We start from the raw sequence: 13,788 nt of genomic DNA, 5'->3' as shown, positions 1-13,788 counted from the left end.
ATGCTATCTAGTCTTTGGGAGGAGCACATGAGGAATATCCGCGAAGAATTGCAGTTGTTTGTCAGGAGATTCGGCTTACTGAATGCCTCCTGCTGCGAGGAGTGCTGCGGCGAGCAGGTCTCTCTGGTGCACAGCCACATCCTGTTCGAGATCCGGCGCATGGGCGCCCCGTCTATGCAGCAGGTTGCCGAGGAGTTGGGGATGGATGTGACGACGTTCAGCCGTCAGGTCAAGTCTCTGGAAGCGAAGGGCCTGATTGCGCGCCGCACCTCGCCGGAAGACCGCCGGGTGAATCTTTTGGGGCTTACCGAAGAAGGCAGTCGTGTCCTTGTCCAGATCGACCGTTACATGACGGCACGGATCGAGCGGATATTTTCCACGATGACCGGGTTCGAGAAGGATTCGGTGGCCAAGGCGCTAGTGCTGCTCAATGAGGCCCTGGCGCAGGCCGGGGATGGAGAAAAGATTGCATGCTGCAACTAAATTGCTTGAGGGGTGCGGAGTGAAGATCAAGGAGATCAAGCCAGGAAAGGCATTAGCCGGCAGATCGCTGGCAACGTGCAGCATCGGTCCCCAGAACCAGCTCGACAAGCCCCCTTGCTGAGGCCCGCCGACCTCCGCCGGCGGCGGAGCTATCGACGAAAACGTGCCCGGCTTCCTGGGGTGGCTGGAGACTGGCGTGGGCAGGGTGCCGCAGGTCTCCACTGAGCTTTTACTTGCCGACCGTACCGGCGCCTGGAAGGTCCGCTGGGGAATCGGCCGGATGGACTACCTGGTCCCCCCGGGCCTCTATGCCATCGGTACGCCGTCACCGGATACGCCGGTGGTGGTCACGGCCAACTACAAGATGAGCTACGACATCGTTCGCAGCTCTTTGGCAGGCCGCAATGTCTGGCTGCTGGTGCTCGAAACTTATGGCATCAATGTCTGGTGTGCCGCCGGCAAGGGGACCTTCGGCACGGACGAGATCGTGCGCCGCGTGAAGGCGACCCGTCTGGCAGAGATCGTCGGCCACCGCCGCCTGCTCCTGCCGATCCTGGGCGCTCCCGGCGTGGCGGCCCATGAGGTGGCGAAGCGCTCCGGGTTCACGGTCCGGTACGCGACCCTCCGGGCGGCCGACCTGCCGCGGTACCTCGATACCGGGGGGGTGACGACGCCGCAGATGCGCGAGCTGACCTTTACCCTCCGGGAACGGCTGGTCCTGGTCCCGGTGGAGCTGGTGGGCGCGCTCAAGCCGACCGCTGTCGTGGCAACAGCGCTCTTCCTGGTTTCGCTGCTGCTCGGAGGCGGCGCGGCTGGCGGCATGGCCCTCGTTGCCGCTTACGTGGGCGCCATGCTGGCCGGGGTGGTGGCGGCGCCGCTGCTCCTTCCCTGGCTTCCCGGCCGGGGATTTGCCCTGAAAGGCGTGTTTGCAGGGCTTGCCTGGTGTCTGGCGTGGTACCTGGCAGCCGGCGGCAGCCACTGGGGCGTGCCGACCACGCTGGCTGCCTTTCTGGCGCTCCCGGCGGTCAGTGCCTTTCATGCCCTGAACTTTACCGGCTGTTCCACCTATACCTCCCGTTCGGGGGTGAAGAAGGAGATGCGGCTCTCCCTCCCGCTCATGGGGAGTGCCGTTGCCGCAGGCCTGCTGCTCCTGGCGGCAGGGAGCTTTTTCTAGGGAGATCGGTCCATCATGAAAGGATTTCGTTATCTGGAGGGGGTGGCGACCCTGGAGCTTTCGCCGGAAGCCTGCATCGGCTGCGGCCGTTGCGTGGAGGTCTGCCCGCACCAGGTGTTCGTTCTCGAAGGGAAGCTCTCGCGCATCGTCGACCTGGATGTCTGCATGGAGTGCGGCGCCTGCGCGAAGAACTGCCCGACCGCGGCGATCCGGGTCGATGCCGGGGTCGGCTGTGCCACGGGGCTGATCAACGAATGGCTGCGGGAGCGAAAGATCCGGCAGGTGGGCAAAGGGTGCTGTTCCTGATGATCCCCAGCAGCTCGGCCGCACCTTCGGGACCCACAATCTTCCCCTTGGCCAATTCAGGAACCTCGGTGATCAGTCAGAAATTGTGAAATCCAGCCTTTTCCAGGAAACCGTTTCAAACTCCAAACAATCCGCATTATTGAACTTGTACTGCTAAATATATGATGTTATTTTGCAGTTCATGATAGTGACTGCCATACAACAACACAAAATCGAGCGTGACCGCACCCTGGCTGCAACGACTATTCCCCGTGAATTACTGAACAAGACGCTGCCGCAGATGGAGAGTAGCCTGATCAAGGTCATTACCGGGCCGCGCCGCGCCGGTAAGTCGGTTTTCGCATTTCAACTGCTGCGAGGGCGTGACTTTGGCTACATCAACTTTGACGATGAGCGGTTGACCGGGCTGGTCGATTTTGACGAACTGATGCGTTCCGTGGTTGCCGTCTACGGGGGAGTGACCACACTGCTGTTTGACGAAATCCAGAATGTCCCGTCATGGGAGCTGATCGTCAACCGCTTGCAGCGGCAGGGATACAATCTGGTCATCACCGGTTCCAACGCGCACCTGCTCAGCCGTGAGCTTGGCACTCATCTGACCGGTCGTTACCTTGAGTCCCGCCTGCTCCCCTTCTCTTTTCGCGAGTACTTGACAGCCAAGGATGCCGACCCGGCAGATGAGCCGATGGTTCAGCATCACTTTGCCGCCTGGCTCCATACCGGCGGCTATCCCGAAGTAGTGGTCAACAACACCCCCCTGGAAACCTATCTTCCGACCCTGTTCGACAGCATCCTGTTCAAGGACATCGTTCGGCGTTACCGGGTTAAATATCCGCAAAAAATTCATGAGCTGGCCCATTATCTCACCACCAACCATTCGTGCGAGTACACCTGCAACGCCCTCAAGGGGGCGCTCGGCTTCCGCAGTGTCCATACCGTAGAAAATTATGTCGCCTATCTGGCGGAATCGTTTCTCTTCTTTCCGGTGGAACGGTATTCCACCAAGCTGAAGGAACTTCTGAAAGCTCCGCGCAAGGGGTACGCCATTGACCTGGGGCTGATCGAAGCGATCAAATTCAAGCAGCAGCCCGACACCGGCCGTTTGCTGGAAAATGCCGTGGCGATTGAGCTGTTCCGCCAAGGTGCGGATTTCTTCACCTACAAGAGTGCTGGTGGCAAAGAGACCGATTTCGTCATCCGCACCGGTATCACCACCAGCGAACTGATCCAGGTGACCCTCGAAACTACATCACCAAAAACCCTGAAACGGGAGATGAGCGGCATACTGGCCGCGGCACGTGAGTTGTCATGTTCACAGCTCACGGTACTGACCGGCAATGAAACCTGGGAGAAGAGCGATGACGGCCTGACGGTCAGGGCGTTGCCGGTCTGGAAGTGGTTGTTGATGCGGGAAATGTAATTCAGAGAGTCCTGGCATGCCCATCCCTGAACAATTTATTGAAGAGTACAGGTCATTATCTCCGGCGAACAGCATATCCTGGCGTGAGTATCCAGCCGGTTGAAACTGGAAGGTGCGATTCGTCGTATTGGGCTGGACAAGGGCGGACATTGGAATTGTTGGTCAGATGGGGGCATGTACCGAGTGTTGAAGTAACACGATGGGTTAGGCAGCCATGTCTGGTTAAGGCATTAGTTCTCGGAGCGGATATAGCTCGGAAGATCGGGAGAAAGTAAACGGTTTCCAGAATTCCGTCCTTGACAAAACTTATCATGGATGGCCCTTGTTCCTATAACACCGGTGGCTATTCAGGTTAAATTTTGGTATGAAATAGGCACTCCGCCGGGTAGGGGCAGCTATTGCAAAATAATATCGGTAGCAAAGCGACTGCAATAGCGAGCTTTTCTCCTGACGCGATATAGGGCAAGACGGGGTCACACTTATGGCAACTGAAAACCAGATCGAACAAAGCTTGATCACAAAGCTACAAGATCTCAAATACACCTACCGCTCGGACATCCGCGACAAGGCAGCGCTTGAGCAGAATTTCCTCCAGAAGTTCCAGGTACTAAACCGTGTAAACCTGACAGCCGCGGAATTCGCCCGCCTGCGCGATGAGATCATTACCGCAGATGTTTTCACCGCCGCACAGGCCTTGCGCGAGAAGGGCAAATTTACCCGCGAAGACGGCACACCACTGGAATACATGCTGGTCAACATCCGGGACTGGTGTAAGAACGAGTTCGAGGTCATCAACCAGCTTCGCATCAATACCGACAACAGCCATCACCGCTACGACGTTATCCTCCTGATCAACGGCCTGCCGCTGGTGCAGATCGAGCTAAAAACTCTGCAAATCAGCCCGCGCCGCGCCATGGAGCAGATCGTCGACTACAAAAACGACCCCGGCAACGGCTACACCAACTCACTGCTCTGTTTCATGCAGTTGTTTATCGTCAGTAACGAAACCGACACCCGCTACTTTGCCAACAACCGTAACCAGCACTTCAGTTTTAACGCCGAAGAGCGCTTTTTGCCGATCTACCAGCACGCCGACGAGAAAAACGACAAAATCGCTCACCTGCACGACTTTGCCGACGACTTCCTCGAAAAGTGCAGCCTCGGTCGCTTGATCAGCCGCTACATGGTTCTGGTGCAAAGCGAGCAAAAAATCCTCATCATGCGCCCTTACCAAATCTACGCGGTCAAGGCCATTGTTGAATGTATCCACCAGAATCGCGGCAACGGTTATATCTGGCACACCACCGGTAGTGGCAAGACGCTCACCTCGTTCAAGGCATCTACCCTGCTGAAAGACAACCCAGACATCGAAAAATGCCTATTCGTGGTGGATCGTAAAGATCTCGACCGCCAGACCCGCGAGGAATTCAACAAATTCCAGGAAGGCTGTGTCGAGCACAACACCAACACTGAAGCCATGGTACGCCGCATGTTGTCGGACGACTATGCCGACAAGGTGATCGTTACCACCATCCAGAAGCTGGGCCTGGCGCTGGACGAAAACAGCAAGCGCAATAAGGCAAAGCAAAAAGAGGGCAAACAGACCTACAAGGAACGCCTCGAACCCCTGCGCGACAAGCGCGTGGTTTTCATCTTTGACGAATGCCACCGCTCCCAGTTTGGCGAGAACCACAAGGCCATCAAAGAGTTCTTCCCCAAGGCGCAACTGTTCGGCTTTACCGGCACACCGATCTTTGACGAAAACGCCACCTATCAGCAGATCGATGGCAATGTCGGCTCATTCAAAACCACCAAAGACATTTTCGAAAAAGAGCTGCACGCCTACACCATCACCCACGCCATCGATGACAAAAACGTGTTGAGTTTCCACATCGACTACTTTGGCAAGGAAGGGGACAAAAAGCCAAAGAAGGGGCAAACACCGCCGCCGGATGCAGTCATCAACGCCATACTGCAAAAGCACGACAGCGCCACCGACCATCGCCGTTTCAACGCGATACTGGCCACGGCTTCCATCAACAACGCCATTGAATACTACGAGCTATTCAAAACGATGCAGGCAAAAAAACAGGCCGAAGATGAAACCTTCGAGTCACTCAACATCGCCTGCGTTTTCTCGCCACCGGCAGAAGGCAACAAAGACGTGCAGCAGCTACAGGAAGACCTGGCACAGGAAAAGGAAGACAACCAGCAAGAGCCGGAGAAAAAGAAGGCCGCGCTCAAGGCCATTATTGACGACTACAACCGCCAATATGGCACCAATCACACCATCAACGAATTCGACCTCTACTATCAGGACGTGCAGCAGCGCATCAAGGATCAGAAGTACAGCAACGCCGACTACCCGCGCAAAAACAAGATCGACATCACCATCGTGGTGGACATGCTGCTCACCGGGTTCGACTCCAAATACCTCAACACCCTGTACGTGGATAAAAACCTCAAACACCACGGTCTGATCCAGGCCTTGTCACGCACCAATCGCGTGCTCAACGACAGCAAGCCCTGGGGCAATATCCTCGATTTCCGCTACCAGGAAGAAGAAGTAGACGACGCCATCAAACTTTTTTCCGGCGCAGCCATAGACCGGGCGCGGGAAATCTGGCTGGTCGACCCCGCCCCGGTGGTGGTGCAAAAGTTCAAAGAAGAGGTGGGCAAGCTGGAATCCTTTATGAAGTCCTATGGGCTGGCCTGCGAGCCTTCGCAAGTGGTCAACCTCAAGGGCGACGACGCTAAGGTGAAATTCATCAACCATTTCAAGGAAGTGCAAAAGCTCAAGACCCAACTAGAGCAATACACCGACCTCGACGACCAGAGCAAACAGACCATCGAGCAGAAACTGCCCACCGATACCCTGCGTAGCTTCAAGGCCGCCTATCTCGACACCGCGCTGGAACTCAAGCGAAAACAGGGCAAAGGTGATGAGGTGGGGCCAGAAGTGCAGCAACTGGAATTCGACCTGGTGCTGTTCGCCTCCAGCCTCATCGACTACGACTACATTATGGGGCTGATTGCTAAATCCACCCAGAAATCCGGCAAGCAAAAGATGACCCGTGCGCAATTGATCGAGATGATAAGGAGTCATTCGAATCTTGAGAGTGAACGAGAAGATATCGTCGACTATATCAATAGCCTAACAATAGGCGAAGTCCTGAGTACAAAAGAGATCAATGAAGGTTTCCAGGCCTTCAAGGTGCAAAAGGCCGCCGCCGACCTAGCCAACATCGCCAACAAGCACGGCCTGCAAACCGCAGCGCTGCAAGCCTTCGTCGACGCCATCATGGGCCGCATGATTTTCGACGGCGAGCAGCTCACCGACCTGCTTGCGCCGCTAGGGCTGGGTTGGAAAGCGCGGCGTGAAGCCGAGCTGGCACTGATGGCAGACCTGCTGCCCTATCTGCAAAAACTCGCGGGCGGGCGCGAGATATCGGGGTTGAATGCGTATGAGTAAGCACGAGAAAAAGGGCTTGGTGCCGGAACGACGCTTTCCTGAGTTTAAGGATGCGGGGGAGTGGAAAAACGAGCTCTTTGAAAAGATCTATTCGTTTAAAACTACGAATTCACTTTCTAGAGACAAGCTCAACTACAAACAAGGTACTGTAAAAAATATTCATTATGGTGATATTCACACCAAGTTTTCTACCTTGTTTGATATTGAAAAAGAAAATGTGCCATATATAAACCATTCCGAATCCTTAGAAAAGATAAAACCCGATTCATATTGCGTTGAAGGCGATATGATTTTTGCTGATGCATCTGAGGACATGGATGATATAGGCAAGTGCATAGAAATTGTTTTTCTAAATAATGAGAAACTCGTTTCGGGATTACATACTCTTTTAGCAAGGCAAATAAAGAAGAAACTCGTCACTGGTTTTGGTGGTTATTTATTTAAGTCAAACCGGATTCGTGAGCAAATCAAGAAAGAATCGCAAGGTACCAAAGTATTAGGATTATCGGGCGGGCGTCTTTCGTCAATTAGTGTGGTTTATCCTGCTGATGAAAAAGAACAACAAAAAGTCTCCGATTGCCTCGCATCCGTCGACGAGCTGATCACCGCCCAATCCCAAAAACTCGACGCCCTCAAGACCCATAAAAAAGGCCTGATGCAGCAGCTTTTCCCAGCCGAAGGCGAAACCGTGCCCAAACGCCGCTTTCCTGAGTTTCGGGATAAGGGGGAGTGGGAGGAGAAGTTCATCCGCGACTTTGGTGAGATAATTACAGGGAGCACACCTAGCACTACCAAGCCTGAATATTATGGTGGCGATCGGCTTTTTGTTTCTCCGGCAGATGTTTCAAATCAAAGATTCATTAAAAAAACAAAAACCACTCTGACAGATCTTGGCTTCTGCGAAACACGGCCTGTGAAGCCAGAAAGCATTTTGTTTGTATGTATTGGCTCAACCATAGGTAAGGTTGCACAGAACCGCCATGAGTGTGCAACTAATCAGCAAATAAATGCTGTAGTTCCTAACGCAAATTACTCAAATGCTTTTGTCTATTACTGTCTTGAAAACAATTCTGAGAAAATATCAGGGCTTGCTGGTAACCACGCCGTTCCGATTATTAACAAAACCGCTTTTGGTGCTGTTGAAATCAGATCCCCAAAACTTCCTGAGCAACAAAGAATCGCTGATTGCCTCTCTTCCGTCGACGAGCTGATCACCGCCCAAACTCAAAAACTCGACGCCCTCAAGGCCCATAAAAAAGGCCTGATGCAACTACTTTTTCCGGCTATGGATGAGGTGAAATCATGAGCAACAAACCAAAAATCTATAAATATAAAAATCTGCGTAATGTAGTAACTCGTTTAAGAGATGACCTGCGTGAGCAGGGTAACGGTGGCGTTAATTTTGTTTTGCTTTACGCTTTCAATGGAACAGGCAAAACTCGCTTATCAATGGAATTCAAGGAAGTAGGCAAGCGGAAGCGAGGTATTGATCGAGATACCTTGTATTTCAACGCCTATACAGAAGATTTGTTCCATTGGGACAATGACTTGGAAAATGATTCCGAAAGAGCCTTAAAAATTAATTCAGACTCTCGCTTTTTTGATGGATTCAAAACGCTCGCCCTTGAAGAAAGAATTTTTGCTTATCTTGAGCGCTATGCAAAGTTTAATTTTAGGATCGATTACGACAGCTGGCATATTGTTTTCAGTAAAGAAGTGGAGAATCCAAGATTCAGACCAGGATCGGACGAACCCGAGAAGATAATTGAGAATCATATTAAAATTTCGCGTGGCGAGGAAAATATATTCATTTGGTGTATTTATCTCGCTATTTGTGAATTGGCCTTGGACGAAGATTCAAATACCTATGGCTGGGTTAGGTATTTCTACATAGACGACCCCATTTCTTCACTGGATGATAATAACGCCATAGCAGTTTCATCTGATTTGGCTAAGTTGCTTCGGCGCAGCTCCGGAAGAAATATTAAGTCTGTTATTTCGTCACATCACAGCCTGTTCTTTAATGTGATGTGTAATGAGCTAAAAAAGGAACCTCATAAGTTGTACTTCATTCACGAAAACAGTGGAGGCGGCTATAGCCTTCAATCAACAACCGATACTCCTTTTTTCCACCATGTAGCGATGCTTAGCGAATTAAAGAAAGCATCTGAATCGGGGCGTCTCTATGCCAATCACTTCAACGTGCTGCGGGGTGTTTTAGAGAAAACTTCCTCGTTTTTTGGCTTTAGCGATTTTTCTGGCTGTATTCATGGCATAGAGGACGAGGTTCTCTTTAGCCGTGCTTTGAATCTATTAAGCCACGGTGATTATTCGCTTTTCGAGCCAAATGAGCTAACGGAAGACAACAAGCAGCTATTTCGGAATATCTTGAATGGGTTTTTGGGGCGTTATGCCTTTGATTTACCAGCACTGCACCCATAACGATATAAATTGGAGCCTATAGAATGACTCAACAAGAGCTCAATCAACTCGGCAAAACCCTCTGGGATATTGCCGACCAGTTGCGCGGCGCAATGAATGCCGACGACTTTCGCGACTATATGCTGTCGTTCCTTTTTTTGCGTTACCTCTCGGACAATTACGAGATGGCGGCGAAGAAGGAGCTAGGTAAAGACTATCCCACACCTAAAGAAGGCGACAAGCGCGCACCGCTGGCAATCTGGTACGAAGAGAACGCCGAAGATGCCGAAGACTTTGAAAAACAGATGCGCCTCAAGGTGCATTATGTAATCGAGCCGCAGCACCTCTGGAGCAGCGTTGCCGAAATGGCGCGCACTCAACATGACGACCTGCTGGATACCCTGTGGAAGGCCTTCAAGTACATTGAAGAGAAATCATTCGAGAGTACGTTCCAGGGGCTTTTTTCGGAAATCAACCTGCACTCCGAAAAGCTGGGCAAGAAACCGGCAGATCGCAATGCCAAGCTCTGCACCATAATCCAGAAGATCGACGCGGGTATTTCGAAATTCAGTACCAACACCGATATCCTGGGTGATGCCTATGAGTACCTGATCGGCGAATTTGCTGCCGGTTCCGGCAAAAAGGCGGGCGAGTTCTATACCCCGCAACAGATTTCCACCATTCTTTCCGAAATCGTCACGCTAGACAGTCAGGAGCCAAAAAACGGCAAAAAGAAAAAACTGAGCAAGGTGCTGGACTTTGCCTGCGGCTCCGGCTCACTGCTGTTGAATGTGCGCAAGCAGCTTCATGAAGAGGGCGGGACAATCGGAAAGATTTATGGTCAGGAAAAGAACATCACCACCTACAACTTGGCGCGAATGAACATGCTGCTGCACGGGGTGAAGGATACCGAGTTCGAGATTCACCACGGTGACTCGCTGCTCAACGACTGGGATATTCTCAACGAGATGAACCCAGCCAAGAAGCAGCAATTTGACGCGGTGGTGGCCAACCCGCCCTTCAGCTATCGCTGGGAGCCGACCGAAGCACTGGGCGAGGATTTTCGTTTCAAAAACTATGGTCTCGCGCCGAAATCCGCCGCCGACTTTGCCTTTCTCTTGCACGGTTTCCACTTCCTGAGCGACAGCGGTGTGATGGCGATTATTCTTCCCCACGGCGTGCTGTTCCGTGGCGGCGTTGAAGAGCGTATCCGCACCAAGCTGCTGAAAGATGGCCATATCGACACCGTGATTGGCCTGCCTGCCAACCTGTTTTTCTCAACCGGCATCCCGGTCTGCATTTTGGTGCTGAAACGGTGCAAGAAGCCGGATGACGTGCTCTTTATCAATGCCAGCGAACACTTCGAGAAGGGCAAACGGCAAAACCGCCTGTTGCCGGAGCACATCGAAAAGATCGTCAGCACCTACCAATACCGCGAAGAAGAGGAGCGCTACTCACGACGTGTATCGATGGAGGAGATCGAGAAGAACGACTACAACCTGAATATTTCTCGCTATGTCAGTACTTCCACAGCGGAGAATAAGATTGACTTGCAGGCGGTTAATGGTGAGTTGGTCAGCTTGGAGGCGCAAATTGTTGCAGCAACAAATAAGCACAACAAGTTCCTCAAGGAGCTTGAGTTGCCGCTTTTGCCGTTAGCCAAAAGTGTCGATCAAAGTTAGGTGCCCTCAAGGCAATTGACTAAAATAATATGCGCAAGCAGGTCTAATGGCCAATATATTGGCCATGGGCGCAATTCTAATTCCGGAGACGAAAAGGGGGCAGGCGGCTTTATAACAAGTCACCTGCCCCCCTTCTTGCTGAAACCATCGTTTCTTGTGTTTGACCTAATTGTCGATGTAAGGATTTGTCGGCACCCGGCTGAAAACTAGCGCTGCATTCCCAGGCGGCGCATCTTCTCCACCAGGGTGGTGCGGTTCAGGTTGAGCAGGGCCGCTGCCTGGGCCTTGACCCCTCCGGCCAGGTTCAGGGCCTCGTCGATCATCTTCATCTCGATCCGGTTGACCGTCTTCATCAGGTCGACGCCGGAGTTGGTGACCCGGATGGAGTATTCGTCCGGTTCGTGGAAGGCGCCGCTGATGTTGGGGGGAAGATCGGCCGGGGTGATCTGGTTGGACTCGGTGAGTGCCGCAACCCGTTCGACGACGTTTTCCAGCTCGCGTACGTTGCCGGGCCAGTGATAGGCCTCCAGGGCTTCCAGGGCATCCTTGCCCAGGTTCATCATCGGCCGGTTCATCTCTTCGCAGCACTTGACCAGGAAGTGACGGGCCAGGGGGAGGATATCTTCCATCCGCTCGCGCAAAGGCGGCAGTTGGATGGGGATGACGTTGAGCCGCCAGTAGAGGTCTTCCCGGAAGTTCCCTTTCCTGACTTCCTCTTCCAACTGGTTGTTGGTGGCGGAGATGACCCGCACGTCCAGCTTGATGGTCCTGGTGGAGCCGACCCGTTCCACTTCGTGTTCCTGGAGGATACGGAGCAACTTGGTCTGCAGCTGGAGGGGCATGGTGCCGATTTCGTCCAGGAAGACGGTGCCGCCGTTGGCAGCCTCGAACTTGCCGATCTTGTCGCGATTGGCGCCGGTGAACGCCCCCCGCACGTAGCCGAACAGTTCGCTTTCCAGGAGGTTTTCCGGAATTGCGCCGCAGTGCACGGCCATGAACGGCTGGTTGCGCCGGGCGCTGTTGAAGTGGATCGCCTTAGCCACCACCTCCTTGCCGGTGCCAGACTCACCCATGATCAGCACGGTGGAGTCGGTCTTGACCACCCGTTTCATCAGGTTGAAGACCTGCTGCATGGCCGGCGAATTGCCGATGATGTTGGGGAATTCGTATTTGTCGCGGAGCTGTTTCTTGAGGTAGACGTTTTCGTTGACCAGCTGGTGTTTTTCGATCGCCTTGGCCAGGATGATCTTCAGCTCTTCCAGGTTGAGCGGCTTGGTGATGTAGTCGAAGGCCCCTTCCTTCATTGCCTGCACCGCAGTTTCCGCCGAGGCGAAGCCGGTGATGAGGATGACCTCCATGGTCGCGGAGAGGCGCTTCACTTCTTTCAGGATGTCGATGCCGTTGGAGTCGGGGAGAAAAAGGTCGGTAATGACGATATTGAACGGTTCCGATGCCAGCAGTTGCAGGGCTTCGTGCCCCGTGCTCGCACCGATGACGTGATAGCCGTTCTTCCTCAAGAGGAGCGCGAGAGGTTCCCGACTTGCTTGCTCGTCGTCGACAAGGAGTATCTTGACCTGTTCTTTCATGGGGACACCGCCGATATCGATACATAGCATGTTCGCGGATTCTTGGCAAGCCTCTCTGCGGGCCGTTGCGCATAAATGGTTTCCATCCGGAAACGGTCCTTTTTCTCCCTGGCTGTGTCAATCTTCAGGATTCCTTGTGCGGCGTAGCGCAACTATGCCTCCGCGCAATCCCTTGATCGGAAACCAGTAGTGTCTCATCCGGTATTTCCGGATGGACACTAAATGGTGGAGCTTCGGGGCAAATCATGATATGAAAAACCGACTGTTGTCGAGAGATGGATAGAGGGGATGCTTTCATGGGATTGCAGCAGGGTACAATGAGCGGCATGGTCTGGAAACGCCTGGCTGCCAACCGTTTTGCACTGACCGGTTGTGTGGTGGTCTGCCTCCTGTTTCTCCTCTCGCTGCTGGCGCCTTTCCTGACCCCCTACCACCCCGATGCCATCGATGCCTATCATGTCCTCCTCCCGCCGTCGGCGGCGCACTGGTTCGGCACCGACGAGTTGGGGCGCGATGTCCTCACCCGGGTGCTGTTCGGTGCGCGCATCTCCCTCAAGGTCGGGTTCGTGGCAGTGGGAATCGCGGTCTGCATCGGCACGGCCATCGGCCTGGTGGCGGGCTACTACGGCGGCTGGATCGATGCGGTGCTGATGCGTCTGGTGGACATCATGCTCTGCTTTCCGACCTTCTTCCTGATCCTTGCCGTCATTGCCATGCTGGAACCCTCCATCTGGTACATCATGGTGGTGATCGGTCTGACCGGCTGGATGGGGGTGGCGCGCCTGGTGCGGGCCGAGGTCCTCTCGCTGCGGGAGCGGGAGTTCGTCATGGCAGCCAGGGCACTGGGGGCCTCGGATCTGCGGATCATCGTCCGACACGTACTTCCCAATGCCCTTTCGCCGGTGCTGGTGTCGGCGACCCTCGGCGTGGCCGGGGCGATCCTCACCGAATCGGCCCTCTCTTTTCTCGGCATCGGCGTGCAGCCTCCCATCCCCAGCTGGGGGAACATCCTCACCTCGGGCAAGGACTATATCGAGTTCGCCTGGTGGCTGTCGCTCTTTCCGGGGCTGTCGATCCTGATCACCGTGCTCTCCTACAACCTGGTGGGGGAGGGGATCAGGGATGCCCTCGATCCGAGGCTGCACAGATAGCACGTCCATTGAGCGAGCTTTGAGTAAGCCTTCACGATTCCGTGTTCCGCACGCATCGCGCTTTACAACGGAATAAAAACAGTTTGAACAGGA

The 13,788-nt window shown here is 53.7% G+C and carries 11 protein-coding genes; 10 read left to right on the top strand and 1 reads right to left on the bottom strand.

All coding sequences use genetic code 11. From position 1 onward, the window contains the following. Positions 1 to 27: 27 nt before the first annotated feature. The 9 genes from GJT30_04845 to GJT30_04805 all read left to right on the top strand — a co-directional run bounded on the left by GJT30_04845 (position 28) and on the right by GJT30_04805 (position 10,958). Positions 28 to 483: a MarR family transcriptional regulator gene (locus GJT30_04845; protein ID MSM38936.1), complete on the top strand. Its 456-nt coding sequence runs from the start codon at positions 28 to 30 to the stop codon at positions 481 to 483. Next, positions 455 to 604, top strand: a complete 150-nt coding sequence (locus tag GJT30_04840) for a hypothetical protein (GenBank protein ID MSM38935.1) — start codon at positions 455 to 457, stop codon at positions 602 to 604. Before GJT30_04845 ends, GJT30_04840 begins: the two co-directional genes overlap by 29 nt. An 84-nt stretch (positions 605 to 688) precedes the next feature. Further along, positions 689 to 1,657 carry an acetyl-CoA synthase subunit gamma gene (locus GJT30_04835; GenBank protein MSM38934.1) on the top strand — a complete coding sequence of 323 codons (969 nt, stop codon included), beginning with the start codon at positions 689 to 691 and terminating at the stop codon, positions 1,655 to 1,657. A gap of 15 nt (positions 1,658 to 1,672) precedes the next feature. Next, positions 1,673 to 1,963 (top strand): 4Fe-4S dicluster domain-containing protein, encoded by a 291-nt coding sequence (locus GJT30_04830; GenBank protein ID MSM38933.1) that lies wholly within the window; start codon positions 1,673 to 1,675, stop codon positions 1,961 to 1,963. Positions 1,964 to 2,135: 172 nt separating this feature from the next. Continuing rightward, complete coding sequence (locus GJT30_04825) at positions 2,136 to 3,383, top strand: AAA family ATPase (GenBank protein MSM38932.1); 1,248 nt, start codon at positions 2,136 to 2,138, stop codon at positions 3,381 to 3,383. Positions 3,384 to 3,864: 481 nt separating this feature from the next. Next, positions 3,865 to 6,855 (top strand): HsdR family type I site-specific deoxyribonuclease, encoded by a 2,991-nt coding sequence (locus tag GJT30_04820; GenBank protein MSM38931.1) that lies wholly within the window; start codon positions 3,865 to 3,867, stop codon positions 6,853 to 6,855. Further along, entirely contained in the window at positions 6,848 to 8,161 is a 1,314-nt protein-coding gene (locus GJT30_04815; protein MSM38930.1) for a restriction endonuclease subunit S, read from the top strand. The genes GJT30_04820 and GJT30_04815 overlap by 8 nt, the downstream gene beginning before the upstream one ends. Beyond that, positions 8,158 to 9,297 (top strand): AAA family ATPase, encoded by a 1,140-nt coding sequence (locus GJT30_04810; GenBank protein ID MSM38929.1) that lies wholly within the window; start codon positions 8,158 to 8,160, stop codon positions 9,295 to 9,297. Before GJT30_04815 ends, GJT30_04810 begins: the two co-directional genes overlap by 4 nt. A gap of 23 nt (positions 9,298 to 9,320) precedes the next feature. Continuing rightward, complete coding sequence (locus GJT30_04805; GenBank protein MSM38928.1) at positions 9,321 to 10,958, top strand: type I restriction-modification system subunit M; 1,638 nt, start codon at positions 9,321 to 9,323, stop codon at positions 10,956 to 10,958. Between the two features lie 206 nt (positions 10,959 to 11,164). Here the strand turns inward: GJT30_04805 and GJT30_04800 are convergent, their stop codons facing one another. Then, on the bottom strand, positions 11,165 to 12,544 hold the full coding sequence (locus GJT30_04800) for a response regulator (protein MSM38927.1): 1,380 nt from the start codon (positions 12,542 to 12,544) through the stop codon (positions 11,165 to 11,167). 317 nt (positions 12,545 to 12,861) lie between these two features. On the opposite strand from GJT30_04800, the gene GJT30_04795 reads away from it, so the two are divergent. Continuing rightward, entirely contained in the window at positions 12,862 to 13,695 is an 834-nt protein-coding gene (locus GJT30_04795; protein MSM38926.1) for an ABC transporter permease subunit, read from the top strand. The last annotated feature ends 93 nt before the right edge of the window (positions 13,696 to 13,788 follow it).

Origin of the sequence: Geobacter sp., from assembly GCA_009684525.1 — a bacterium.
Lineage (GTDB): Bacteria > Desulfobacterota > Desulfuromonadia > Geobacterales > DSM-12255 > Geoanaerobacter.
This window is presented reverse-complemented; position numbering and strand designations above follow the sequence as displayed.